Annotated in this window: 22 protein-coding genes, 1 tRNA gene and 1 pseudogene; 19 read left to right on the top strand and 5 right to left on the bottom strand. The window is 33.7% G+C overall.

The window, feature by feature from the left end; genetic code table 11:
• Positions 1 to 63 precede the first annotated feature (63 nt).
• The 5 genes from JOOMADRAFT_RS05325 (at position 64) to JOOMADRAFT_RS20715 (ending at position 4554) form a co-directional block, all read left to right on the top strand.
• Entirely contained in the window at positions 64 to 2532 is a 2469-nt protein-coding gene (locus tag JOOMADRAFT_RS05325) for a S9 family peptidase (protein ID WP_008611824.1), read from the top strand.
• Positions 2533 to 2546: 14 nt separating this feature from the next.
• Complete coding sequence (locus JOOMADRAFT_RS05320; protein ID WP_008611822.1) at positions 2547 to 2906, top strand: ISAon1 family transposase N-terminal region protein; 360 nt, start codon at positions 2547 to 2549, stop codon at positions 2904 to 2906.
• 13 nt (positions 2907 to 2919) lie between these two features.
• Positions 2920 to 3873 (top strand): ISAon1 family transposase, encoded by a 954-nt coding sequence (locus JOOMADRAFT_RS05315; RefSeq protein ID WP_008611820.1) that lies wholly within the window; start codon positions 2920 to 2922, stop codon positions 3871 to 3873.
• Between the two features lie 149 nt (positions 3874 to 4022).
• A complete protein-coding gene (locus JOOMADRAFT_RS05310) occupies positions 4023 to 4268 on the top strand; it encodes a hypothetical protein (RefSeq protein ID WP_008611819.1) in 246 nt (81 codons plus the stop codon).
• The gene (locus JOOMADRAFT_RS20715) at positions 4261 to 4554 is read left to right on the top strand and encodes a type II toxin-antitoxin system RelE/ParE family toxin (RefSeq protein WP_008611818.1); all 294 of its coding nucleotides are present in this window, start codon (positions 4261 to 4263) and stop codon (positions 4552 to 4554) included. The genes JOOMADRAFT_RS05310 and JOOMADRAFT_RS20715 overlap by 8 nt, the downstream gene beginning before the upstream one ends.
• A 62-nt stretch (positions 4555 to 4616) precedes the next feature.
• On the opposite strand, the gene JOOMADRAFT_RS05300 is transcribed toward JOOMADRAFT_RS20715, so the two are convergent.
• Positions 4617 to 4688 (bottom strand) — tRNA-Gln (locus JOOMADRAFT_RS05300).
• A gap of 187 nt (positions 4689 to 4875) precedes the next feature.
• On the opposite strand from JOOMADRAFT_RS05300, the gene JOOMADRAFT_RS05295 reads away from it, so the two are divergent.
• Positions 4876 to 8256: a protein O-mannosyl-transferase family gene (locus tag JOOMADRAFT_RS05295; RefSeq protein ID WP_008611817.1), complete on the top strand. Its 3381-nt coding sequence runs from the start codon at positions 4876 to 4878 to the stop codon at positions 8254 to 8256.
• A 366-nt stretch (positions 8257 to 8622) separates the two neighbouring features.
• On the top strand, positions 8623 to 9261 hold the full coding sequence (locus JOOMADRAFT_RS05290) for a polysaccharide deacetylase family protein (protein WP_008611816.1): 639 nt from the start codon (positions 8623 to 8625) through the stop codon (positions 9259 to 9261).
• 1 nt (position 9262) lies between these two features.
• Here the strand turns inward: JOOMADRAFT_RS05290 and JOOMADRAFT_RS20485 are convergent.
• Positions 9263 to 9370 (bottom strand): annotated as a pseudogene (locus JOOMADRAFT_RS20485) (thioredoxin); the annotation flags it as partial.
• A 36-nt stretch (positions 9371 to 9406) separates the two neighbouring features.
• On the opposite strand from JOOMADRAFT_RS20485, the gene JOOMADRAFT_RS05280 reads away from it, so the two are divergent.
• Both JOOMADRAFT_RS05280 and JOOMADRAFT_RS05275 read left to right on the top strand, forming a co-directional pair.
• Complete coding sequence (locus tag JOOMADRAFT_RS05280) at positions 9407 to 10174, top strand: hypothetical protein (RefSeq protein WP_008611815.1); 768 nt, start codon at positions 9407 to 9409, stop codon at positions 10172 to 10174.
• Positions 10171 to 10653 (top strand): PIN domain-containing protein, encoded by a 483-nt coding sequence (locus tag JOOMADRAFT_RS05275; RefSeq protein ID WP_008611814.1) that lies wholly within the window; start codon positions 10171 to 10173, stop codon positions 10651 to 10653. The genes JOOMADRAFT_RS05280 and JOOMADRAFT_RS05275 overlap by 4 nt, the downstream gene beginning before the upstream one ends.
• A 16-nt stretch (positions 10654 to 10669) precedes the next feature.
• On the opposite strand, the gene JOOMADRAFT_RS05270 is transcribed toward JOOMADRAFT_RS05275, so the two are convergent.
• The 3 genes from JOOMADRAFT_RS05270 to JOOMADRAFT_RS05260 all read right to left on the bottom strand — a co-directional run bounded on the left by JOOMADRAFT_RS05270 (position 10670) and on the right by JOOMADRAFT_RS05260 (position 13084).
• Entirely contained in the window at positions 10670 to 10966 is a 297-nt protein-coding gene (locus JOOMADRAFT_RS05270; protein ID WP_008611813.1) for a thioredoxin family protein, read from the bottom strand.
• Between the two features lie 88 nt (positions 10967 to 11054).
• On the bottom strand, positions 11055 to 12296 hold the full coding sequence (locus JOOMADRAFT_RS05265; RefSeq protein ID WP_008611812.1) for a metallophosphoesterase: 1242 nt from the start codon (positions 12294 to 12296) through the stop codon (positions 11055 to 11057).
• A 65-nt stretch (positions 12297 to 12361) separates the two neighbouring features.
• The gene (locus tag JOOMADRAFT_RS05260; RefSeq protein WP_008611811.1) at positions 12362 to 13084 is read right to left on the bottom strand and encodes a copper homeostasis protein CutC; all 723 of its coding nucleotides are present in this window, start codon (positions 13082 to 13084) and stop codon (positions 12362 to 12364) included.
• Between the two features lie 114 nt (positions 13085 to 13198).
• On the opposite strand from JOOMADRAFT_RS05260, the gene JOOMADRAFT_RS05255 reads away from it, so the two are divergent.
• From JOOMADRAFT_RS05255 to JOOMADRAFT_RS05210, 10 genes are all read left to right on the top strand, one after another.
• Positions 13199 to 14194: an isoaspartyl peptidase/L-asparaginase family protein gene (locus JOOMADRAFT_RS05255; protein WP_008611810.1), complete on the top strand. Its 996-nt coding sequence runs from the start codon at positions 13199 to 13201 to the stop codon at positions 14192 to 14194.
• Positions 14195 to 14283: 89 nt separating this feature from the next.
• Complete coding sequence (gene polA, locus JOOMADRAFT_RS05250; protein ID WP_008611809.1) at positions 14284 to 17115, top strand: DNA polymerase I; 2832 nt, start codon at positions 14284 to 14286, stop codon at positions 17113 to 17115.
• Positions 17116 to 17380: 265 nt separating this feature from the next.
• The gene (gene rplM, locus JOOMADRAFT_RS05245) at positions 17381 to 17836 is read left to right on the top strand and encodes a 50S ribosomal protein L13 (RefSeq protein ID WP_008611808.1); all 456 of its coding nucleotides are present in this window, start codon (positions 17381 to 17383) and stop codon (positions 17834 to 17836) included.
• Positions 17836 to 18222: a 30S ribosomal protein S9 gene (gene rpsI / locus JOOMADRAFT_RS05240; RefSeq protein ID WP_008611807.1), complete on the top strand. Its 387-nt coding sequence runs from the start codon at positions 17836 to 17838 to the stop codon at positions 18220 to 18222. Before rplM ends, rpsI begins: the two co-directional genes overlap by 1 nt.
• 208 nt (positions 18223 to 18430) lie before the next feature.
• Positions 18431 to 19228 carry a 30S ribosomal protein S2 gene (gene rpsB, locus JOOMADRAFT_RS05235; protein WP_008611806.1) on the top strand — a complete coding sequence of 266 codons (798 nt, stop codon included), beginning with the start codon at positions 18431 to 18433 and terminating at the stop codon, positions 19226 to 19228.
• Positions 19229 to 19420: 192 nt separating this feature from the next.
• Positions 19421 to 20245, top strand: a complete 825-nt coding sequence (gene tsf, locus JOOMADRAFT_RS05230; protein WP_008611805.1) for a translation elongation factor Ts — start codon at positions 19421 to 19423, stop codon at positions 20243 to 20245.
• Between the two features lie 285 nt (positions 20246 to 20530).
• Positions 20531 to 21238, top strand: a complete 708-nt coding sequence (gene pyrH / locus JOOMADRAFT_RS05225) for a UMP kinase (RefSeq protein WP_008611804.1) — start codon at positions 20531 to 20533, stop codon at positions 21236 to 21238.
• Positions 21239 to 21283: 45 nt separating this feature from the next.
• Positions 21284 to 21838 carry a ribosome recycling factor gene (frr, locus tag JOOMADRAFT_RS05220; RefSeq protein ID WP_008611802.1) on the top strand — a complete coding sequence of 185 codons (555 nt, stop codon included), beginning with the start codon at positions 21284 to 21286 and terminating at the stop codon, positions 21836 to 21838.
• Positions 21839 to 21940: 102 nt separating this feature from the next.
• Entirely contained in the window at positions 21941 to 24460 is a 2520-nt protein-coding gene (locus JOOMADRAFT_RS05215) for a DUF5686 and carboxypeptidase-like regulatory domain-containing protein (protein WP_008611801.1), read from the top strand.
• 45 nt (positions 24461 to 24505) lie between these two features.
• Complete coding sequence (locus tag JOOMADRAFT_RS05210) at positions 24506 to 26890, top strand: efflux RND transporter permease subunit (protein ID WP_008611800.1); 2385 nt, start codon at positions 24506 to 24508, stop codon at positions 26888 to 26890.
• Positions 26891 to 26907: the final 17 nt, after the last annotated feature.

The following is a 26907-nucleotide window of genomic DNA, read 5'->3' as shown; positions in this document are numbered from 1 at the left end:
TGCTATAACCATTCATTAATCATATTTTTAACGAAACTTATAACAAATTCAAATTTTTTTTAGATGAAAAAAATCTTTCACCTCCTATTTCTTGTAACAGGACTAGCTTTTGCGCAAGAGAAACTAACTTATCAAAAACCTCCATCGGAGATTTTAGAATTAGCAGACGTGCAACTAGCACCAAGCGTAAGAATAAGCAATAATGGAGAATTTATGATTATGCTTTATAGCAATCGTTATAAAAGCATTGAAGAACTCTCTGAACCTGAATTACGCTTAGGAGGTTTACGTATCAATCCAACTACAAATATTGGAAGCAGAACTACCTATTACAATAAAATAACTGTTAAAAACCCTAACGAAAAGGAAGCTTCTGAAATTAAAAACCTTCCAGAGAAATTACGCCTTTCTAATTACAAATGGTCGCCAGATGAATCAAAAATTGCTTTTACCAATACTGTCAAAAAGGGTGTAGAACTTTGGGTAATCGATCTAGAAACTAAAGAGGCTAAAAAACTTACAGAAGCTACTGTGAATGCTAACTTAGGCGACGTAATAAATTGGTTTAAAGACAGCAAGTCATTATTAGTAAAAATGATTCCGAATACTCGCAAGGAATTAATTAATCAAGCAGAAAGTATTCCTACAGGCCCAACTATTTCTACCAACAACGGAAAGAAAGCTCAAAACAGAACCTATCAAGACCTTCTGAGCAATCCTAACGATGAGTTTAATTTTGAGCAACTTGCCCTGTCAGAACTTTATAAAATTTCATTAGACGGAACAACTACAAAATGGAAAGAAAGCAATATGTACCGCAGCATTAGCTTTTCGCCAAACGGAGAATATGTAATGGTTACCACTGTTAAAAAACCATTTTCTTACATTGTTCCTTACTACAGATTCCCTTCAACTACAACTATTTACAAAAAAGACAACTCTTTAGTAAACGAAGTTCTTAACGCTCCTCTTTTAGAAGAATTACCAAAAGGTTTTATGGCTACGGAAGAAGGAAGAAGAGATTTATCTTGGAGGAAAGACAAACCTGCTACATTAGTATATGTGGAAGCATTAGATGGTGGAGACCCTGAAAATAAAGTTGAATACAGAGATGAAGTTTTCTTACTTGAAGCTCCTTTTGAAGGAAAAGGAACAAGCATCTTAAAAACAAAAAATAGATTCAGTGGGATTTTATGGGGAAATAAAACAACAGCTATTGCTTATGATAGATGGTGGAATAATAGAAACACAAAAACCTACCTCTTTAACCCAGAAAACCCTTCAAAAACTCCTCAAATAATTTCAGATAGAAATTACCAAGACGTTTATAGCGATCCTGGAAATTTTGTAACTCATGAAAATGAAAATCAAGAAAGAGTTTTATTTATAGATGAAAATAATAATGGTTATTTAATAGGCGATGGTTTTTCTAATAAAGGACAACATCCATTTGTAGATAAAATCAATTTTAAAAACCTTGAGAAAGAAACTTTATACACTTCTAATTTAGAAGGCAAAAAAGAAAATCTTTTAGAATACAACCCAGAAAAAGACCTATTATTAACAAGAGTTGAGTCTCCTAGCGAATATCCAAATTATTTTTACAAACATATTAAACTAAGAAAAGGACCTCAACAGCTCACCTTTTTCGACAACCCTTTTGCAAGCATAAAAGACATCCACAAAGAAGTTATTACTTACAAAAGAGATGACGGATTAGAACTTTCTGGAACATTATACCTTCCCGTTGGTTACGACACGAATAAAAAGGAGAAAATGCCAATGATTTTATGGGCATATCCAAGAGAATACAAAGACAAAAACAGTGCATCTCAAAACACACAAAACCCTAATGAGTTTACTTACCTTTCGTATTCATCACCAATATTTTGGGTTACCAAAGGATATGCTGTTTTAGACGATGCATCCTTCCCTATTATTGGAGAGAATAACGAACAACCAAATGATACATTTAGAAAACAATTAGTGGAAAATGCCAAAGCAGCTATTGATGCGGTAGATAATTTAGGATATATCGACAGAAATCGGGTAGCCGTTGGCGGACATAGTTATGGTGCTTTTATGGTTGCCAATTTACTTTCTCATTCCGATTTATTCGCAGCAGGAATTGCTAGAAGTGGCGCCTACAACAGAACCCTAACTCCATTTGGATTTCAGAGTGAAGAAAGAAGCTACTGGGAAGCTCCAGAAATTTACAACACAATGTCCCCGTTTATGCATGCCGAAAAAATGAATAACCCTCTCCTTTTAATTCACGGAGAAGCTGATAATAATTCTGGAACCTACCCTATGCAAAGCGAGCGTTATTTTAACGCCTTAAAAGGATTAGGCGCTACCGTAAGACTTGTAATGCTTCCAAAAGAAAGTCATGGATACAGAGCCAAAGAAAGTATTTTACATGTTATTTGGGAACAAGACCAATGGCTTGATACTTATGTAAAAAATAAGAAAGAAATTTCGGATCAAGTCAAAAAGTTGTGTGTAAATAGAAGTAAAATTCGATCTTTGTAAAAAAAAGACTTGCATTGGAATTATCATTAGACCTATTACGTTTTATCCTCCCTGAATTATTAGTCAGTCACTTTACCATAGCTTCCCACGAAATAGAAAAAGGAACGCTTCATTTGTATTTTGAAGAAAAGAAAGATACTCCTAGAGAAGAAAAGCACAGGATCTTGATAGCTCATGGTTTTCATAAAGAGCTTGTTGTTCAGGACTTTCCATTGCGTGGCAAGAATGTTTATTTACATATCAAGCGCCGTCGATGGCTTGACAAAACCACAGGGCAAGCCGTGCATCGAAATTGGGATTTGGTAGCGCAGGGGACTCGTATGACAGTAGAGTTCGCTGCTTTTTTAAAAGTACTTAGTCAGTACCAAGACTAATGATTGCCACACCATAGGTGGGTTTTATGGAGTTAATGGCAAGAAGTTACAACGACACTATCGAGATTATCTAAGTGAGTTTAAAGAGTGGAAGCAAAAGTCCCACGCTAAAGACTGGTTAATCTTTCCTGAGAATATGGGCAAGTATTTATCTATTGACGAGACCGCTCTATCCAAAGGAGAACTCTACACTATCATTACTAATAAAAAAGCTAAAGGTAAAAAAGGAGCTATTGTAGCTATACTTGCGGGAACCAAAGCTGAACCTATTATAGAGCAACTACTTAAAATCCCAAAGACACTTAGAGATAAGGTAAAAGAAATTACTTTGGATATGGCACATTCAATGAAAATGATTGTTAAAAAATGCTTTCCTAAAGCCATACAGGTAACAGATCGTTTTCATGTGCAAAAACTAGCCCTAGAGGCACTACAAGACATTAGAATCAAACATCGGTGGGAAGCTATAGACTTAGAAAATGAACAAATTAAACAAACTAAGAGTGTGCAAAAAGAATTCATTCCAGAGACCTTTCCTAATGGAGATACTAGAAAACAACTCTTGGCTAGAAGTAGGTATCTGCTTTATAAAGCGCCAAACAATTGGACACAAAATCAATATATACGATCCAAAATTCTCTTTGAACAATACCCCGATATCAAAAGAGCATACGATTTAGTGCAAGGATTAAGAAACATATTCAATACAGCTACCTCTATACAAACTACTTACACTAAGTTAGCACACTGGTATAAGGATGTAGAACAAACAGGATTTAAAGCCTTTAACACCATAGCAAATACGATAACTATTAACTATAAATCGATTTTGAATTATTTTATAAACAGAAGTACTAATGCTTCAGCAGAATCTTTTAATGCTAAAATAAAAGCTTTTAGAGCCCAGTTTAGAGGTGTCAAAAATGTAGAATTCTTCTTATTCAGATTGACCACAATTTTTGCATAAACACAACTTTTGGGAATGATCCGAAATTTCTGAAGACAGCAAATAAACTAAGAAGTAGATAAAAACAAAAAATCCCGATTTTCATCGGGATTTTTTTTGTCTCTAAACATTTTTAAAAAAACTTACAATAATGTAATTATCTTTGACTTATGGCAACAACTTCAAATTTAACAGTAGAACAATTAGCCCAAGCGCTAAAAGAATTATCTAACAAAGAAAAGATAAAGCTCCTTAATTTACTTCCTGAAGGATGGTTTGATAAAAAAGAACATGAATTTACCAAACAACAAAAGGCTAATTTAGATAAAGCTTTAGCAAAAGAAGATAAAGGAGAATCTAGGTTTCATTCTTGGTCAGAAATTGAATCTTATGTAAGGAATCCTGATAATGTCTAGATTTACTGTCCTATTTGAGGATGGCGCAAAGATAGATATTGCTGACTCTTATGACTGGTACAAAAAAATTTCTGAGACCTTAGCCAACAACTTTCTTTTAGAAATAAAAAAAACTATTGACTACTTAGAGGTCAATCCCTTACAATTTAAGATTACCTATAAAGATTTTAGACAAGTTCCTTTAAAAAAATACCCTTTCGTTTTAGTATATAGGATAGACAACAACATTGTAAAAATATATCGCACATTCCCCACAAGAAAAAACCCAAACAAAAAACCTAAATAGCTCACAACTCTTTTCAAACCTATTAAAAACAAAAAATCCCGATTTTCATCGGGATTTTTTTGTTGGCCTACTAGGACTCGAACCTAGAACGACTGGACCAAAACCAGCTGTGTTGCCAATTACACCATAGGCCATTAAACCTGCTTATTGAACTCTCATCCGTAAAAGCAGGTGCAAATTTAAGACAAACTTTGATATGCGCAAACATTTTTTTAAATAATTTTTAAATCATTTAAAACTGCCGTGTTAACATTTATCAAAAGTGGGGTACTTTCATTTATAATTTATTAAATTCGCCTGCTATATACGAAAAACAGTTACATGTCTGCAAATCAATTTAAAAAATGGGATACTATCCTTGGTTGGATCGTTTTTTTGATCGCATTAATCACTTATCATTTAACGGTTGAGCCTACTTCAAGTTTTTGGGATGCTGGAGAATATATTGCTACTTCAGCTAAATTACAAGTAGGACACCCTCCTGGAGCTCCTTTTTTCCAAATGATGGGGGCTTTCTTTGCCATGTTTTCACCAGATGCTGAAGCAGTGGCAGTTACCGTAAACCATATGTCGGTTTTCTCTAGTGCTTTTACAATTTTATTTATGTTTTGGTCAATAACCAATGTTACAAGAAAATTGGCTGCTAAATCTGGAGAACTTACATCTGCAAAATATATTGCCATTTTAGGAAGCGGATTTGTAGGCGCTTTAACTTTTACATATACAGATAGCTTTTGGTTCAATGCAGTGGAAGCAGAAGTATATGCCATGGCTATGCTCATGACTTCTTTGATGGTTTGGTTAGGATTAAAATGGGCAGACGAAATGCATACCCCAAGAGGAAATCGTTGGTTAATTTTAATCTCTCTTGTTGTAGGACTTTCTTTTGGAGTTCACTTTATGGCGCTCCTTACCATTCCTTCATTAGGAATGATTTATTACTTCAAAAATTACAAAAACTATAATGCTAAATCCTTTATAATAGCAAATATTATTTCCATTGCTGTACTTTTATTCTTATTTAAATTACTACTTCCTAATGTTCTAAAAGTATTCGGTTATCTGGAAGTTTTCTTTGTAAATAGCATCGGATTACCATTTAATTCTGGAACGATTATCGCTGGAATTATCATTATTGCATTATTTTACTTCGGATTAAATTATACAAGAAAAAAGAATTATAAACTTCTAAATACAATTGTTTTAAGTGTTTTATTTATTCTGATAGGTTTTTCTACTTGGTTAATGGTTCCAATCCGTGCAAATGCAGGAACGGTTATTAACGAAAATAGTCCTACAGATGCACGACAACTTTTGGCTTATTACAATTTAGAGCAATACCCTGAGACACATCTTTTCTATGGACCAATGTATTCTGATGCCTTTGCTGGTCAGGATCCAGATAATCCTTACAAAGATGATAAGCCTAAATACGAAAGAAAAGGCAACAAATATGTTATTGTAAACAATTATAAAAACTCTAGAGTTGCTCCAAACAGTGCTCAAGAAGGTTTTCTTCCTAGAATGTGGAGTAGTGAACACGCTGCTAACTACATGAAGATTACAGGACCTTTAAACATTACCGTAAAACCAGAATATAGAAGTGAAAAACAATTAACAGATGCTGTAAGTCAGTTTAAACGCGACCTTGAAAATGGAGTTATTGATGAGGACGAATATTTAAACTTTATCAAGCAATTTAATGAATACCTTGTTATTGAAAAGCCTTCATTCCTACAAAACATGCATTACCTTTTTGAGTTTCAAATGGGATATATGTACTGGAGGTATTTTATGTGGAACTTTACTGGGCGTCAAGACGATATCCAAGGGAGACTAGACGACCATGGAAATTGGTTAAGTGGAATTAAATTTATTGATGAGTGGCGTTTAGGATCTCAAGAGAATCTTCCTTCGGATGTACTAAACAACAAAGCAAGAAATACCTACTTCTTCTTACCTTTAATATTAGGACTCATAGGTTTTCTATTTATTTTAAAATCTAGTAAACAGCAATTCTGGATTCTCTTTTCGCTTTTCCTTTTTATGGGAATTGCCTTAAAAATATACTTAAACGAACGTCCTTTTGAGCCTAGAGAAAGAGATTATGCCCTCGTTGGCTCCTTCTTTGTATTCTCTATGTGGATTGGAATGGGTGTTTATGCATTATTTGAAGAATTCAAAAAATATCTAAATCCAAAAATATTGGCTCCTGCAGTAACGGTTATTTGCTTTTTAGCCGTTCCTACAGTTATGGCTTACCAGAACTGGGACGATCATGACAGATCCGACAGATATACTGCACAATCGATGGCGAAATCTTACCTCGATTCTATTGAAGAAGATGCGGGTGCTATGTTATTTACAATTGGAGATAACGATACATTCTCCCTTTGGTATGCACAAGAGATAGAAGGATACCGTACCGATGTTAGAACTATCAATACCAGTTTGTTTGCTACAGATTGGTATATAGATCAAATGAAACGTGCCGCCTATGAAAGTGCTCCAATTCCATCTCAACTCACACATGATAAATATGCCTTTGGAGTTCGAGATGCTGTTTATTACCAACAACTAACAGACGAGCGTTGGGATATTAAAAAATTCATGGATTGGATTGCTAATGACGATAACACCATTCGAAACCTCATCAAAAAAAGAGGCGGAGATACGAGTCAGTATCCAGAAAGTTACCTAAACCTTCCTTTCTACCCTACCAATAAAATTAGAGTCCCTGTAAACAAGAAAAATGCCTTAGCAACAGGATTGGTAAAAGAAAAGGATTCAGCAGAAATTGTAGATTATATAGACATTGATTTACCAAAAAGTGCTTTGCCTAAAAATAGGCTTTTAATGCTCGATTTATTAGCAAACAACGATTGGGAACGCCCAATTTACTTTACTGGTGGAAGTTTTGATCCTGCGGAATACCTATGGATGAAAGATTATTTACAACTAGATGGACTTGTTTATAAATTAGTTCCTATAAAAACGCCTATAGATAAAAACAATCCTTATGAAATGGGTCGCATTGACGAAGATTTAATGTACAACATTGTAATGGATTGGGAATGGGGAAATTCTGAATCTCCAGATATTTATCACGATCCAGAGACACGAAAAAATAGTATTTCTTACCGTGGTAATTTAGCGAGACTTACAGGAAAGCTTATTAATACTGGAAAAGAAGAAAAGGCTAAAGATGTACTTGATTTAGCTATGGAAAAAATGCCTTTTGGGTATTTCGGGTATTATGTATTCTTAGAACCTTATGTTGAAGGTTACTACAAAGTAGGCGAAAAAGAAAAAGCAAGAGCTCTTTACAAAGAGGTTGCTAAAAAATATCAAGAAAGCTTAAATCATTACAGCAACCTTCCAATAGACACTCAATATAGTTATGCATCAGATATAGTAAGCGATATTGAGCGTTACAGAAGTCTTCTCGACATTGTTGTTGCGAATGATGATAAGGAATTTGGATTACCAGAAACAACCACTTTTAATGAGTATTTAGAGCGTTTTAGTCATTTCTATAGAAGACCTGGAAATGCAAGTCCTACAGAAATGCCAGAAGGAGAACCTGTTATTGACGGTAATGCAATACCTGCAAATATGGATTCAGCAGTGATAGAAAATGCTCCAGTAAATGGAAAGGTAATTCCTCAAACAGAGATAGATTCTATCCCTTTAGATAATTAATAACAACCTATAGGAAGCTGACTAAAAAGCAATTTACACCTGTCAAAACTGAGCTTGTCGAACTGAGCTTGTCGAAGTTTCGCAACTAACATTCAAGAGAATCCTTCGACAAGCTCAGGATGACATATAGAATTTAGGAACTTTTTAAACGGCCTCTTAACAACATTCAGCGTAGTTAAAAAAATATTTTTGGCTACGCTAAATTTCTTAATTTAGTAAGGAATCAACTACCTCGGCGCTAACCCGAAGTATTCCAACAAAACAACCTTAATTCATTTCGACACAGAGCCTTTCGGCAAACTCTGGGTAGAAGTTGAGGAGTCAATCCCTCTGTGAGGGGTTAACAAATAGTAAACTCTAATTTAAATGAAACCTTATCTTGCAAAAACACCTAGCGTAGTTAAATTCATTTTTAAAAACCTTATCTGGGATTTTAAAACTGAAGACAAAGAAGTGTTTTTAACTTTTGATGACGGCCCAACTCCAGAAGTTACCACTTTTGTTTTAGACGAATTAAGGAAATACAATGCTAAAGCCACCTTTTTTTGTATAGGAAAAAATGTTGCTAAGCATCCAGAAATTTTTAAAAGTATTTTAGATGATGGACACCCTATTGGAAATCATACTCACAATCATTACAATTGCAAGGAGCATAAACTAGATTTATATATAGAGAATGTACTTTTAGCGGAAGAAACTATTCTTAAATATAATCCTAAAAACCAAGTACAACTTTTTAGACCACCCTATGGTAGAATTTCTAAAAAAGCTACTAAAACAATTAAACAAAAGGGATATAAAATTATAATGTGGGATATTTTAAGTGCCGATTTCGACACTTCCATTTCAGCAGAGAAATGTATAGAAAACGTTATTAAAAACGTAAAATCTGGAAGTATTATAGTTTTTCACGACAGCCTAAAAGCCTTTCCCATACTGCAACAAGCCCTTCCTGAAATCTTAAAAAACTTACAAAATCAAGGATATTCCTTTTCAGCAATATAAACTACACATAATCTTGCAACAAACCAATGAGGGTATTTGCGTCTTGCTCCCCACTTTGGCGCCAAACCATTTCTCCTGCTTTATAAATCATCAATGTTGACAGTAATTTTTTTTAATCAGTTAAATTTGTATTTTAGTTAAGCAAGTGGAAGAACAAGGCTACATAGAAATAAGAGTAACAAATAGGGATAACTCTTTATCCCCTAAAGATATTGATATAAATGAAGTTAAAGACTTTATATCAGATATTGAGACTTTCTTGTACCCTAATAGAAAGGAAAAACATAACCGCCCACATATATCATACGACATTGAAGAAGGCTCTGCAAAACATAAGTTCTTTTTACCCATAACTGCAGTGATTCTATTTAATGGTCTTACTACCGAAATAAAAAATAGAAAAAGTTTAGATTTTTTAGACTATAAAAGACAATCAATAATTGATAAATTTCAGAAAAAAGCATTAAGCGAAGGATATAAAATTGAATTTAACAATTCAATGTCCAACAACCCTACTTTAATCATTGATGAGTCAACGAATTATGAGAGGATTGCTCCTACATATTTTGAAAGTGAATTTTATTTATACGGAGAAATTTATCAAGAGGGTGGAAAAAATCCAAACCTTCACATGAGCACTAATAAGTATGGTAATATTACAATTTCAGCTACAAAAGAACAAATTATGGATGGCGAGAAAAAAACTTACAAACCATACGGTATTAAAGTAAGAGGTAAAAAAAATTTAGAAGATGAAAGTTTATTTGATTTAGTCCTTTTAGAATTTATACAATACAAACCTGTCTTTAATAAATCCCTTTTAGATAAAGTTATAGATAAAGCTTCTGTAAATTTAAATAAGATAACTAATGTTGATACTTGGTTAAATGATATAAAAGCTAAAGGAATATGAAAGCGATAAGCAATGTTCTTTTAGATAGTTCTTTCTGTATCCGCTTACTTAAAAGAGATGACGAATTTCATCAAAATTGCATTGATTATTTCAAATATTTCATTGAAAATAATATAGAAATGTATTTATCAACAATTGTAGTAAGTGAATATTCTGTTGGTGATGACCCTGAAAATTTACTTTCCTTAAATTCTTTTAGGTTGCTAGAGTTTGATTTTACAGATGCTAAATTTTCGGGGAAATTTTTAGCATTACTTAAGAACATAGGGAAATTTGGTGATTTTGGCGAAAGAAAAGTCGTTATTAATGACATTAAACTTTTCGCTCAAATTTATAATCGAAAGATTGATGCTTATATAACTAAAGATATAAAGTCCCTTAAAAAAATGATTGAACCTTTAAAGCAAGAATTTAATTTAAAATTTGAAGTTATTGATTTGACTACTTCTTTAAACTCCAAATTGGGACGATTATTTTGATTCTCCTCAATATAAACTACACATAATCTTGCAACAAACCAATGAGGGTATTTGCATCTTGCTCCCCACTTTGGCGCCAAACCATTTCTCCTGCTTTATAAATCATCAATGTTGGTAATCCTTTTACGCGTAGAGCCTCGGCTAATTCGCTGTTTTTATCAACATCAATTTTTATAACTCTAGCTTTATCCCCAAGTGCTGCTGCAACATCTCGTAAAACTGGATGCATTGCTGTAGAAGATTCATTCCACTCTGTATAAAAGTCTAATAACACCGGAATGTTACCGTGAATTAGCTCACCAAACTTTGACATAAATATTCAATTTTAACAACTTGATAAATCAAATGTAATAAAAAAACAGATAAAATGCTCTAAACAAGGCTTTTTAGCCAGCTTTTACTTACACTATTTCTTTAGATTTCTTTTTTAATTTTATAACCGTTACTTCTGGCCAAATTCCTACACGCCCTGGATAACCAATAAAACCTAAGCCTCTATTTACATTAATAAACTGTCCCGCTTTCTCATAAACTCCTGCCCAATATTTATACCTGTATTTTACTGGGCTCCATTTTAACCAACCCGGAATCTCTACTCCAAATTGCATTCCATGTGTGTGTCCACTTAAGGTTAAATGATAATGATATGGATGGTCCACAACTTGATACTGCCAATGAGACGGATCGTGACTCATTAAAATTTTAAAGTCGTTTTTATCTATATTTTCAATAGCCTTTTCAAGGTCTCCTGCTTTTTTAAAACCGCCTTCTCCCCAATTTTCAACCCCAACAAGCGCCAAACGCTGACCCTCTTTTTCTAAAAACCTACTTTCATTTAATAGTAAGTTAAAGCCCATATCTTTTTGAATTTGCTTTAACTCATCCAAATTTGCTTTTTTTGCTTCTTCGGAAGGCCAATCGGCATAATCTCCATAATCATGGTTTCCTAAAACAGAATACACCCCATCTTTGGCATTAAGTTTTGAAAAAGTATCTTTCCACGTATGCATTTCCGAAGCAACATTATTTACTAAATCGCCCGTAAATAAAATTACATCCGATTCCTGTTTATTAATAAGGTCTACTGCATAAGCTACCTTTTCTTTATCATCAAAACTTCCGCTATGTATATCCGAAATTTGCGTAATGGTATAACCATCAAAAGCATCTGGTAAATCGTCAAACTCCAGCGTGTGCTTTAAAACTTGATAATCATATTTTCCTTTATACATCCCATATAAAAGCGATAAAAAAGGAACTGCTGCAACTCCAATTGCAATCTGACTCATAAATCTTCTCCGAGATGGAAGTCCAGAAGATGCAGCTTCACCTGACTGAAAAGCCTTACCGAAAATCCATGTAAAAACCCGAACAACATCTTCTATCAGCATAAAAATTCCAGCGCTAAACCCTAAAGCCATAAACGCCAAAAACAAACCTACGGCAAATCCCATTTTATGAGTCATTCCATGACTCCTATCAAAATGACTAAACTGCAGATATACATTTGCTAAAACTGCTATAAAAACAATTCCGTATACTATTTGTAAATATGGATTTTTAACTAGTGTTCTAAAAGCTTGAAAGCCATAAAAGGCTCCAATAAGGTATATTATACCTAAGACTATAAAAAAACGTGACATATATTTTTCTTCGCTATTTTTAACAAAATTACCTTATATACAGACAAATAACCCTTTTTTACAGATTATTTAACTTTATCTACCATCTGCTTAATTAATGTTAAGTCGGATTTTGTAATAAAACTTTCATCACTAGCATTTCCGTTAAATGATATTTTAGGAGTTGCTGTGAGATTTTTATACGCACTACTTGCAGAGAAATGTATTTCAGAAAAACCATCCTTTTTAAATTCCAATACATTATCAATATTCACTCCACTACCAGGCATTATAACTATGCTATCTCCGTATTTACTTTTTAGCTTTTTCAATAATGATAATCCATCAATAGCTTTCTCCACTTGTCCGCTAGTTAATACCCGCTTACATCCTATTTCTATTAACTGCTTAAGCGCTTCCTCAGGTTGAGAAACCCAATCAAATGCCCTATGAAAAGTAAATTCTAAAGGTTTTGAAAGCTCCACTAGCTCCCGAGTTCTGTCAATATCTAAATTATTATCGGCATCTAATACTCCAGAGACGATTCCGCTACAACCAATTTTCTTACAAAAAAGAACATCCTCTTTCATCACTTCAAATTCTTCATCAGAATAAGTAAAGTTTCCACTTCTTGGACGAATGAGCACAAAAACAGGAATAGATAATTGTTCTACAGCACGCACTAACATTCCATAAGAAGGCGTAATTCCTCCAACCGATAGTTCTCCGCAAAATTCTATTCTATTTGCCCCTCCCTCTTCGGCATTTAACGCAGATTCCACAGAATTTGCACAAATTTCTATAATCATATTCCTTATATTTAACCCAAATTTACCATTTCTTATTGTCAAAAAAAGTAATGATGCAAGCGTTGAAATATTCAAACCTCTTCATCATCAAGTAAAAATAAACAAGATATACCCATGCAAAGAAGAAAATTTCTAAAAAAGACAGGATTAGGAGCAACAGGAATACTATCTGTTCCGTTTTTAGCTTCTTGGACGGAAGATACAATTAACGTGACTCCAGAATCTATTGAAAAGCCTATAATTCCTATTGCTATTTGCACATGGAATTTTAAAAACGCTACAGCAAAAGCATGGGAAGTTTTAAATAATGGAGGCACCTCTCTGGACGCTGTTGAACAAGGCGTAATGGTAGAAGAAGCCGATGTAAACAACCAAACCGTAGGAAAAGGTGGCCGACCAGATAGAGATGGCAATGTTACATTAGACGCCTGTATTATGGATAAAGATGGAAATTGTGGCTCGGTAGTTTATTTGCAAAATATTGCACATCCAATTTCTGTAGCTAGAAAAGTGATGGAAGAAACGCCACATGTAATTCTAGCAGGAAAAGGAGCAGAACAATTTGCTTATGAAAAAGGGTTTCAGAAAGAAAACTTACTTACCGAACAATCCAAAAAAGAATGGTTAAAATGGAAAGAAGAATCTAAATATGAAACCATTATTAATATTGAAAACCACGACACTATTGGAATGCTTGCTATTGATAAAAATGGAGATCTTGCAGGCGCCTGCACCACAAGTGGAATGGCCTATAAAGTAAATGGGCGCGTTGGAGATTCCCCAATTATTGGCGCCGGACTTTTTATAGATAATGAAGTTGGCGGAGCAACAGCAACAGGAGTTGGAGAAGAAGTAATTAAAACTGTAGGTTCGTTTTTAATTGTAGAGTTAATGCGACAAGGGAAATCGCCTCAAAAAGCTTGTGAAGAAGCTGTGAACAGAATTATAGCAAAAAATAAAAATCATGATACCTTCCAGATAGGATTTTTAGCCATCAATAAAAAAGGAGAAACAGGATCTTACTGCATACACCCTGGGTTTAGCTATAGCAAATATGATGGCACAGGACAAAGTAATAATCCTTCAGGATCCTTCGTCAAAGAAAAGTAAACAACTACGAGCCATTTAAATCTCATTTAACTTTTTTAACTTTACAAACTATCTATTTTTTCTAAATCTTAAATTTCAAACAAAAAAATATGGCTGAGCAAAAAAGGCTTTTTCTTTTAGATGCATACGCATTAATATTCCGAGGATATTATGCTTTTATAAAAAATCCGAGAATCAATTCAAAAGGAATGGATACTTCAGCCATTATGGGGTTTATGAATTCTCTTTTAGATGTTATCAAAAGAGAGCAACCAGACCATCTAGCGGTTGCTTTTGACAAAGGAGGGAGTGTGGATCGAGTAGAAATGTTTGAAGCTTATAAGGCCAACAGAGATGAAACCCCTGAAGCCATTAGAATAGCAGTTCCTATTATTCAAGATATTTTAAAAGCAATGCATATTCCTTGTATTGTAAAAGAAGGATACGAAGCCGATGATATTATTGGAACGCTAGCAAAACAAGCGGAAAAAGCAAACTATAAGGTGTATATGGTTACTCCAGATAAAGATTTTGCGCAATTAGTTTCAGAAAATATATTTATGTATCGCCCAGCGAGAATGGGAAATGGAATTGAAATTTGGGGAATTCCAGAAGTTCAAAAAAAGTTTGAAATAGAAACCCCAGACCAAGTAATAGATTTTCTAGGAATGATGGGAGATGCTGTGGATAATATCCCAGGATTACCAGGTGTTGGAGAAAAAACAGCCAAGAAATTCTTAAAAGAATTCGGCAGTATGGAAAACCTTTTAGCAAACACCGATAAGCTGAAAGGAAAGATGAAAGAAAAAGTAGAAGCCAATAAAGAACAAGGATTATTATCTAAAGAATTGGCGCGTATTATGTTGGATGTGCCTGTAGAATTTCATGAAAACGATTTTAAATTAGACACTCCAGATATTGAAAAAGTCCAAGAAATTTTTCAGGAATTAGAATTTAGAAGGCTTGCTGAAAATCTGATGAAAACTTTTAAACAAGAAGACACTCCTTCCGAAGAAAGTAATCCATCAGAAAATAAAGGCAAGGTAAACAACAGCTTAGAAGTTCAATATGACCTTTTTGGGAGTAACGACACTACTGAGCAAACAACCACTACCAGCATTTCTGGATACAAAACCCTTGCACAAGTTCCACATTTATACCAACACGCCAATACGCCATTAGCCAGAAAGCTTTTACTACAAAAGTTAATGCAACAAAGTAGCGTGTGTTTTGACACGGAAACTACAAGCCTAAAATCGTTAAATGCAGCATTGGTAGGCTGTGCCTTTTCTTGGGAACCTGGAACGGGTTATTATGTTTCTTTCCCTGAAGACCAAAAAGAAACACAAAATATCTTAGAAGAATTCAGAGCATTTTTTGAAAATGAAGAAATTGAAAAAATCGGTCAGAATTTAAAATATGATATTAAAGTACTTTCCAATTACAACATGCCTGTTAAAGGACCGATTTTCGATACCATGATAGCGCATTACCTTATCAATCCAGATATGCGCCACAACATGGATGTATTGGCAGAAACTTATTTAAACTACTCCCCTGTTTCTATAGAAACTCTTATTGGTAAAAAAGGAAAGAATCAACGTTCTATGCGAAGCGTTGCTTTAGAAGAGCAAACAGAATATGCCGTTGAAGATGCTGACATTACACTTCAGCTAAAAAATATTTTTGAGCAAGAATTACCAAATAGAAATGCTAAAAAACTATTTGAAGAAATAGAAGCACCACTTGTAAAAGTGTTGGCGGACATGGAAATAGAAGGAATTAATTTAGATGAAAAATTTCTTCATTCCTTAACAAAAGACCTCAATAATGATATTCTCAGATTAGAGAAAGACATTTTTGAGCAAGCAGGGGAAGAATTTAATTTAGCTTCTCCAAAACAATTAGGCCCTATTTTATTTGATAAATTAAAATTGGTAGACAAACCTAAGAAGACCAAAACAGGTCAATATTCTACCGCAGAAGATGTACTCTCTTACTTAGCAAAAGACCACCCAATTGTTGCTGATATTTTACAATGGAGACAACTCAATAAATTAAAAAGCACTTATGTTGATGCATTGCCAAATGAAATCAACAAAAAAACAAATAGAATACATACCGTTTATAGTCAGGCTGTAGCCGCCACAGGAAGGTTAAGCTCCAATAATCCTAACTTACAAAACATCCCAATACGTACAGAAAGAGGTAGACAAGTAAGAAAAGCCTTTATTCCACGGAATGAGGATTACATTTTATTAGCAGCAGATTATTCTCAAATAGAACTTCGTATTATTGCTGCTTTAAGTGAAGAAGACACCATGATAAAAGCCTTCCAAGAAGGTCAAGATATTCATGCCTCCACAGCAGCTCAAGTTTTTAAAGTTCCTATTGAAGAAGTAACGCGCGAACAACGTGGTAATGCTAAAACCGTTAATTTCGGAATTATATATGGGGTATCTGCCTTTGGATTAAGCAACCAAACCACCTTATCTAGAAGCGAAGCTAAAGAGTTAATAGAAACCTATTATGAAACATACCCAAAATTAAAAGCCTATATGAGCAAGCAAGTTCATTTTGCTCAAGACAATGGGTATGTGGAGACCATTTTAGGTCGCCGTAGATATTTAAAAGATATTAATTCTAGAAATCAAGTAGTTCGTGGTGCTGCTGAAAGGAATGCAGTAAACGCTCCAATACAAGGAAGTGCTGCCGATATTATAAAAATTGCCATGATAAATATTCATCAGAAATTAAAAGAAGGCAATTTTAAAACTAAAATGCTTTTACAAGTACATGATGAATTGGTGTTTGATGCATATAAAGAAGAACTAGACACTGTAAAACAGATGATTAAAACAGAAATGGAAAGCGCATACAACATGAGTGTTCCATTAGATGTTGAAGTAGGAACTGGAAATGATTGGCTGGAGGCGCATTAATTTATTCAAAATAATGGGAGGATTTTATATACTTCCTCCCAAATTACAATTAGCTTTTATAAAATTTGCTCTTTAAAATCAAAACATGAAACAGTTACTTATAACAAGATTCTTTTAACTTACTAGAAACCAACTTTTTCTTATCAACAAATAATTACATCCTCTATTTGTAAATAACATAAATAATTGTACTTTTGCACCCCATTATCCCGAATTCACGTTTGGGTATGGGAATGGAATGTTTAATTTTTTAAAATAAGTTAGTGTGGATACATTAAGCTACAAAACAATTTCAGCAAACAAAGCTACTGTAAACAAGCAGTGGGTTTTAGTTGACGCTGAAGGTCAGACGCTAGGACGTCTTTCTTCTAAGGTAGCAAAACTACTTAGAGGTAAGTACAAGCCTAATTACACACCGCATGTTGACTGTGGAGATAACGTTGTTATCATCAATGCAGAGAAAATCAACTTAACGGGTAAAAAATGGGATGCAAAACAATACGTGCGTCACACAGGTTACCCAGGCGGTCAAAGAACAACAACAGCGACGGAACTTTACAAAAAAGATCCTACTCGTTTGTTAGAAAAATCAATTAAAGGAATGCTTCCTAAAAACAAATTAGGTGCTGAGTTATTCCGTAATTTAAAAGTGTATGTTGGAACTGAGCACGCTCAAGAAGCTCAAAAACCAGCTACAATTAACTTAAACGATCTTAAATAATGGAAGTAATTCACAAAATCGGCAGAAGAAAAACTGCAGTTGCAAGAGTGTACGTTTCTGAAGGTGAAGGTAAAATCACCATCAACAAAAAAGAATTTGCACAATACTTCCCAACACCAACATTACAGTACAAAGTACAACAACCTCTTACATTAACAGAGAACGTTGAGAACTTTGACATTAAAGTAAATGTTTTTGGTGGTGGTGTAACAGGACAAGCAGAAGCTATCCGTTTGGCAATCTCTAGAGCAATGTGCGAAATAGATGCCGAAAACAGATTGACTCTTAAACCAGAAGGATTATTAACTAGAGATCCAAGAATGGTAGAGCGTAAGAAATTTGGTCAGAAGAAAGCACGTAAGAAATTCCAATTCTCGAAACGTTAATCTGTATCAATTTTTACATATGTGTATTCGTACACATTGTTCATTTATTATTGAATTTAAAACATGTCGTTGCTTCACCTCTTTATAAAAGAAGCGAAGATAAGTTTAGCATCCAAATGGGAAAGGCAATCGAGCAATCGTGACCACTTTAACATTGCTAAATATTCAAACCCACATTGTGGGCAACGGAACGTAAACTATTACAAAAATGGCAAATAACATAGAAGTTAAAGACTTACTAGAAGCAGGTGTACATTTTGGTCACCTTACTAGAAAATGGAATCCAAATATGGCTCCTTATATCTATATGGAGCGTAACGGAATCCACGTTATCAATTTATACAAAACAGCTGCTAAGATTGAAGAAGCTAACGAAGCTCTTAAAAAAATCGCAGCATCAGGTAGAAAAATACTTTTCGTAGCTACCAAAAAACAAGCAAAAGATATCGTTGCTGAAAAAGCAGGAGCAGCAAACATGCCTTACATCACAGAAAGATGGCCAGGTGGTATGCTTACTAACTTTGTTACTATTAGAAAAGCGGTTAAGAAAATGGCTGCTATTGATAGAATGAAGAAGGACGGTACTTTTGACACACTTTCTAAAAAAGAAAAACTACAAGTAGATCGTTTAAGAGCTAAGCTTGAGAAAAACTTAGGTTCTATTTCTGACATGACTCGTTTACCAGGGGCATTGTTTATTGTAGATACTATGCGTGAGCATATCGCAGTGAAAGAAGCACAAAAATTAAACATTCCAATATTTGCAATGGTAGATACTAACTCAGATCCTAGAGAAGTTGAGTACGTTATACCATCTAATGATGATGCTTCAAAATCTATCGAAAAAGTTCTTACGCACGTAACAGACGCTATTAACGAAGGTCTTTCTGAAAGAAAAGCTGATAAGGCTGCTGAAAAGCAAGCTGAAGAAGATGAAGAAACTAAAGCAGAGACCGCAGCTAAAGAAAAAAAAGCTAAGGCTTTAGAAACTGAAGAAAACGATTAAATAATAATTTCTTAAAGTCGTTATCTTTTTATCTTCTCTACTTTTGTATTGAAATAAATTGATAACGACTTTATTAAGTTAAAGTACCCAAAGGTTACACCTTAAGGTTACTCAAAAATAAATTTAAAAACTATTCCAACTTGTAGGGCAAGACAATAAAACCCTCAAAGAGGAATTAAAACTGATAAAGAAATGGCAAAAATTACAGCCGCTGAAGTAAATAAACTAAGAAAAGCTACCGGAGCTGGTATGATGGATTGTAAAAATGCATTAGTAGAAGCTGAAGGTGATTTCGATACAGCAGTAGAAGTTCTTCGTAAAAAAGGACAAAAAGTTGCAGCTAAAAGAGCTGACAGAGAGTCTACTGAAGGTGCAGTTATTGCAAAGGTTAACGATGCAAACAGCAGAGGTGTTATTGTTTCTCTTAACTGTGAAACAGACTTTGTTGCTAAAAACGATACTTTCGTAACTTTAGCAAACGAACTTGCTGAATTAGCGCTAAGCTTTGATTCTAAAGAAGCATTTTTAGAAGCAGATTACAAAGGAGTTAAAGTTGCCGACAAATTAATCGAGCAAACTGGAGTAATTGGTGAGAAAATTGAAATTGGAGATTTCAGAACTTTAGAAGCTCCATTTGTAGGTTCTTACATTCACGCTGGTAACAAAATAGCTACTTTAGTTGGTTTATCTGCAAACGCTGAAGGAGTAGATGTTGCTGCTAAAGATGTTGCTATGCAAGCTGCCGCTATGAATCCTGTTGCTTTAGACGAGTCTGGTGTTGACCAAGAGGTTATCGATAAAGAAATCGAAATTGCTAAAGATACACTAAGAGCTGAAGGAAAACCAGAAGCTATGTTGGAAAACATCGCTAAAGGTAAATTAAAGCGTTTCTTTAAAGACAATACTTTAGTAAACCAAGATTTTATTAAAGACAGCAAACAAAGCGTTGCTGAATACGTAAAATCTTTTGACAAAAAACTTACTGTAGTAGCATTTGAAAGAGTAGCTTTAGGATAATTCTAAGTTACTTTTAAACATATCAAAACCCACTTTCAAAATTATTTTGAAAGTGGGTTTTTCTTTTTCGCAATAGTTCATACTTCTTTCTGTGAGAAGGTTTTAGATGTTCCTTATTAAATTGCAATCTGAAACTACAGCTTTCCATTGTACAGAATTACCTACACTCCCTTCGCTTTCATTCAAAATAAACAACCTTACTTTAAATAGGTTTTTGAAAACACTTAATTATTTTGCTTATTTTTGCTTCGGAAAATTTTCAGAAATAATCTTCAACAGAAAAACATGCAATACAAAAGAATACTTCTAAAACTAAGCGGAGAAGCCCTTATGGGGGAAAAACAATATGGGATTGACCCAAAAAGACTTAAAGAATATGCTGAAGAAATTCAAACTGTTATTGAGTCTGGTGTAGAAGTTGCCGTTGTAATTGGTGGAGGAAATATTTTTAGAGGACTAGCAGGAGCAAGCAATGGAATGGATCGTGTACAGGGCGATCATATGGGAATGTTAGCAACCGTTATTAACGGACTTGCATTGCAATCTGCCTTGGAAGACGAAGGTATAGAAACACGCTTACAATCGGCTATTAAAATCAATGAAGTAGCAGAGCCTTTTATTAGAAGACGTGCTATTCGTCATCTAGAAAAAGGGCGTGTTGTAATTTTTGGTGGAGGAACAGGAAATCCTTATTTTACCACAGACTCTGCAGCTGTTTTACGTGCTATCGAAATAAATGCTGATGTTATTTTAAAAGGAACTAGAGTTGATGGAATCTACACCTCAGATCCTGAAAAAAATAAAGACGCGACAAAATTTGACAACATCACTTTTAAAGATGTGCTAAATAAAGGGTTAAAAGTAATGGACACAACAGCCTTTACTTTGAGTCAGGAAAACGAATTACCTATTATTGTATTCGATATGAATAAACCTGGTAACTTACTAAAAGTAGTTTCAGGAGAAAATATTGGTACAAAAGTAAATCTTTAATAAACTTGGCTTATTTTAGCCAAACTATTGAAAACATACATAGTTATGAACGAAGAAGTAGACTTTATAATGGATAGTGCCAAAGAAGCAATGGATGGCGCTATAAAGCATTTAGAAAAAGAATTTGTAAACATACGTGCCGGAAAAGCAAGTCCAGCTATGGTTGGAAGTGTTATGGTAGATTACTATGGTTCTCCTACGCCTTTGAGCCAAGTAGCCAATGTAAATACTCCAGACGGAAGAACTATTTCTATTCAACCTTGGGAAAAAGGAATGCTTCAAGAAATTGAAAGAGGAATTATGATTGCCAACCTCGGTTTCAACCCAATGAATAATGGGGAAATGGTTATTATTAACGTTCCACCACTAACTGAAGAAAGAAGAAGAGATTTAGTAAAACAAGCAAAAGCAGAAGCAGAAGACGCAAAAGTGTCTATTAGAAGTGCTAGACAAGATGCTAATAAGGAAATCAAAAAACTTGATATTTCTGAAGATTTAAAAGCAAATGCAGAAGTAGATGTTCAAGCTTTAACCGATGAATACATCAAAAAAACGGACGCTACATTAGCAGTGAAAGAAAAAGAAATTATGACGGTATAACAATCGTTAAACTTTCAATAAAAAATAAAGCGACTTCTACGAGTCGCTTTATTTTTTTGTAACATTACAAGATATTCTAAAAGCATTGTTTTCCCCTAGTAAATGAAAAACTTAGCATCCTATATTTTAGTTTTCTTTTTATTATTAGTAAAATCTAATTTTGCTCAAGATGTTATTCATGGAAGTATACAAGACAAAGAAACTAAAACCCCACTCCCCTTTGCAACTATAGTTGCAAAGGAGAACAATACGGTTTCTAATTTGGACGGTAAATTTTCAATTGAGATTGCTAACAATAATCAAAAGTTATTAGTTAGCTACGTAGGTTATAAGCCAAAAGAAGTAACAGAATTGAATGACAATCTAGTTATTCAACTTGAAAAAAATATTGAAAAGTTAGATGAAGTTGTTCTTCAACAGCAAAAAGTAAACAATGCTAATACAATCATTAAAAAAGCTATTGTAAATAGGCAGAAAAATAACCCAGAAGACGTTTTAAACACATTCAATTATAGAAGCTATAGCAAATTAATTATTACGGCCGATAAAGATTCTATAAATGGAACTATCGATTCTATTTTTAGAGTGAAGAAAAAAGGATTGAAGTTTAAGAAAATAGATTCCACCAATTATCAGCTTAAAAAGCAACTAGAAAAATCTCATTTATACATTTTAGAAAAAGCTTCAAATTTTTTATTCTCAAAACATCGAGGAAAAAGAGAAACTATACTTGGAACACACATGGCTGGATTAAGCAAACCTATTTATGAGGTGCTTGCTTTAGAAATGCAATCTTTTTCTTTTTATAAAAATCATTATATAGTTTTCGGAACCGAATTTGTAAGTCCACTAGGAGAGTCTGCATTAAAAACATATAATTACAAAATTTTAGACACCGTTGTAGAGCAAAACAGAGAAGGCTATTTGGTACATTATTACCCAAAAGAGGACAAAGAAAAGATAGCCTTGGAGGGGGTATTATATATCGATAGAGAAAGTTATGCCTTACAAAAAACCATCTCACAACTAAATGCTTCGATAGACGTACAAGCGGTTCAAAATTACACCTACTTTCCAAAAGAAAACATTTGGTTCCCTACAAATAACAAAGTGGTAGTTGGAAAAGGAGATAACAATAATGTAGTAAACCTTTTTGGGACACTAAGAATTGCATCCAGCTCTAAAATGGAAGATTCCACTTTTGTTAGTACAAACCCAGATGATATTACAAAACACATTTATCTAACTTCAGAAACCAACAATTTTGAAATTAGATTAAACAGTCCTGTTACTATTGAAAGAAGAGGCACTGCAATTGAACTTGTAGATGTAGCCTCAGAACGAGATGAAGAATTCTGGAAAACCTATAGAACTAAACCAATTTCAGAAAAAGAAAAAGAAACCTACACTGCTGTTGACAGCCTAGTAGCAGCCAATAATTACGAGAAAAAATTATCATTTATTAGAAAAGCTGCAGTAGGGTACGTAAGTACAAAATACATAGATTTTGACTATAAATCCTTATTGAAATTTAACCGTTACGAAGGTTTTAGAATAGGGATGAGTGCGGTTACAAATAATAATTTTTCTAATAAATATAAGATTCATGGATATGGAGCTTATGGAACCAAAGATGGTAATTTTAAATATGGTTTTGGAGCAGAAAGAAGATTAGACAAATATGACGATACTAGAATTGGAATTAATTACAAAGACGATTTAGTAGAAACTGGAAGCTTAACTTTTATAACAGACGGAAGAGCCTTTTACCTATTTGAACCTCGCCTTTTTAATTTGAGCCAATTTCATAAGGTAAACGATATTAGCACCTACATGACTCACGATTTCACCCCAAAATTAAGCTCTAAATTACAATTATCTCATCAAGATGTAAAACCTACTTACGAATATACATTTACCAATGACGGAAAAACGTATGAAAGCTATCAAACAAGCTCGATTACAGCTTCCATACAATGGAATCCGTTTAATAAATACATGCAAACTAATACCGGAAAAGTAGTTATTGAGAATAACTATCCCCAATTTACTATCCAAACTACACAAGCGTTAAGAAACATTTTTGATAGCGATTTAAGTTTTTCTAAAATATCCATGCGAGTTATGCATGAAATTAGTCCGCTTAACATGGGCAAAACAACATTCCTATTTGTTGGAGGAATTGGCTTTGGAGATTTGCCAATTACAGAATTATACAACACCTCTCCAAACCAACCAGATGGAGAACATATTTTAAATAGATTTTCGGTAGCTGGACGCGATAGCTTTGAAACCATGTATTTTAACGAATTCTTTTCGGATAGATACGCAGTTGCTCAAGCAAAACATTATTTCAAACGCTTTAATATTACCGATAAATTTAGACCAGAATTAGTTTTAATCTCCCGCTTTGCAATTGGAAATATTTCTGAAAGACAACAACATGAGGGTATTGAGTTTAGCTCTTTAGAAAATGGATACTTAGAGAGCGGTCTAGAAGTAAATAAAATTCTTAAAGGATTTGGATTAAACTTTATGTATAGATACGGCGCATACCATTTACCAAATTTTGACGATAATATCTCCTTTAAGTTTACCTACTATTTTACTTTAGGTTTTTAGGCACATTCGCAGAGGTTCTTTACCTTTGCATGGAAATTTTTTTTGATGATAAACAAGATCAGTAAAGGCTTTTGGAAGAAAACGGCGAGAATAATTCTCCGCAATCGTATTATTATTTTATTGATTCTTCTTGGAATCACTGTTTTTCTAGCCATGCAATGGAAAAACATGCGCTTTACTTTTACCGAAGCAAATTTACTCCCAGACCATCACCCTGTTAACGTTGAGTACAATAAATTTTTAGATACTTTCGGCGAAGAAGGAAATTTAATTATAATTGCTGTAAAAGACAGTAATTTATTCACTCCAGAAAATTTTAACGAATGGAATAAATTAAGCAAACAACTTCAAGCAAAACCAGAAGTTGATGCAGTTATTTCTACAGAAAGCCTCCAAAAACTCGTAAAAAATACCGAAAAACACCAATTTGAATTAGAACCTTTAATTAAAAACGAATTAAAGAATAAAGCTGAAGTAGACAGCATTAAAGATGAACTTTTCTTAAAACTCCCATTTTACGAAAGTTTACTTTTCAATAAAAAAACACACACTATAAGAACTGCTATTTATATTGATAAAGAAATAGTAAACACCAGTGTTCGAAAAGATTTTGTAATTAATGATTTTGAACCATTAATAGACGATTTCGAAGCTAAAACTGGACTGGATGTTAAAGTATCTGGAATGCCATACATCCGAACTTTAAACTCTCAAAGTATCATAGACGAAATTAGTATGTTTATTGGCGCTGCCTTAGGAGTTACCTCTCTTATTTTCTTTTTCTTTTTTAGATCCTTTAGAGCAACTTTTATCTCCATGATAGTTGTAATTATAGGTGTAATGTGGGCATTTGGGATTTTAGGTTTATTACACTATGAAATTACCGTTTTAACAGCATTGATCCCTCCTTTAATAATTGTAATTGGGATTCCCAACTGTATATTCCTCATTAATAAGTATCAGCAGGAAGTTCAAAAACATGGAAATCAAGCAAAGTCTTTACAGCGGGTAATTTCAAATGTAGGTAATGCAACATTAATGACCAACATTACCACAGCAGCTGGTTTTGCTACTTTTATTATTACTGAAAGTAAACTTTTAAAAGAATTTGGTATTGTTGCCTCTCTAAACATTTTTGCAATTTTTGTTTTATCGTTACTGATAATTCCAATTATCTATAGCTTTATGCCTCTACCTAAAACGAAGCATTTAAAGCACCTAAACACAAAATGGATCAACACTTTTGTAGGATGGATGGAAAATTCGGTTCGTAACCATAGAATAGCTGTGTTTATAATATCGTTAATAGCTTTAATTGGTAGCATTATCGGAATATACCAAATTAGAATTTCAGGGAGTTTAATAGAAGACATGCCTCAAGATGCTGCCTTTTTTGATGATATTCGCTTTTTTGAAAAAGAATTTGACGGAATCCTTCCTGTTGAAATTATGGTAGACACCAAAAGAAAAAATGGGGTTTTAAAACTTACCACACTTCGTAGAATGGAAGAGTTGGAAACCCTTATAAAAGAAATTCCAGAACTTTCCGATCCTATTTCTGTTACCAACTTGGTAAAATACTCCAAACAGGCATATTACAACGGAAATCCAAATTACTACCAATTACCAAATAATCAGGAAAATACTTTTATCCTTTCTTACGCAAAAAAATCGGCTAATAACGCAGATTTACTTAAGAGTTTTGTGGACTCTACAGGACAAATAGCTAGAATTACCACTTTTATGCAGGACATAGGTACCGATAAAATGGAAGGCATAGAAGCAGATTTATGGAAAAAAATACACAAAGTTTTACCTCAAGACAGATATGACGTTACATTAACAGGAAAAGCATTGGTTTTTATGAAAGGAACAAAGTATTTGGTAAAGAATTTAGTAATGTCTTTAGCATTGGCTATTTTCCTTATCTCTCTTTTTATGGCCTATATGTTTAGGTCTTTTAAAATGATTATTGTTTCACTAATTCCAAATATATTACCCCTTATTATTACTGCTGGTATGATGGGCTTTTTAGGAATTCCTATTAAACCTTCAACTATTTTAGTATTTAGTGTAGCTTTTGGAATTTCTGTGGATGATACCATTCACTTCTTAGCAAAGTATAGACAAGAACTTACAAAAAGTCACTGGAACATTAGAAAATCTGTTTATAATGCCCTACGCGAAACAGGCGTTAGTATGTTCTATACTTCTATTGTACTCTTCTTTGGATTTTCTGTATTTATGCTAAGTAGTTTTGGAGGCACAAAAGCTCTTGGAGGCTTAGTTTCCTTTACACTTTTAATTGCCATGCTAGCCAATTTAATACTTCTTCCTGCATTATTATTGGCTTTAGAAAGAAATATTGCAAACAAGCAAGTGCTTAAAAAGCCAAATATAGATGTACTTCCCAAAAGCAGTAAAGAATAAAATATATTAAAAATTTA

Source organism: Galbibacter orientalis DSM 19592 (assembly GCF_000260115.1).
GTDB lineage: Bacteria > Bacteroidota > Bacteroidia > Flavobacteriales > Flavobacteriaceae > Galbibacter > Galbibacter orientalis.
Note: the sequence above shows the minus strand (reverse complement) of the source record. Positions and strands in the feature narration are given on the sequence as shown.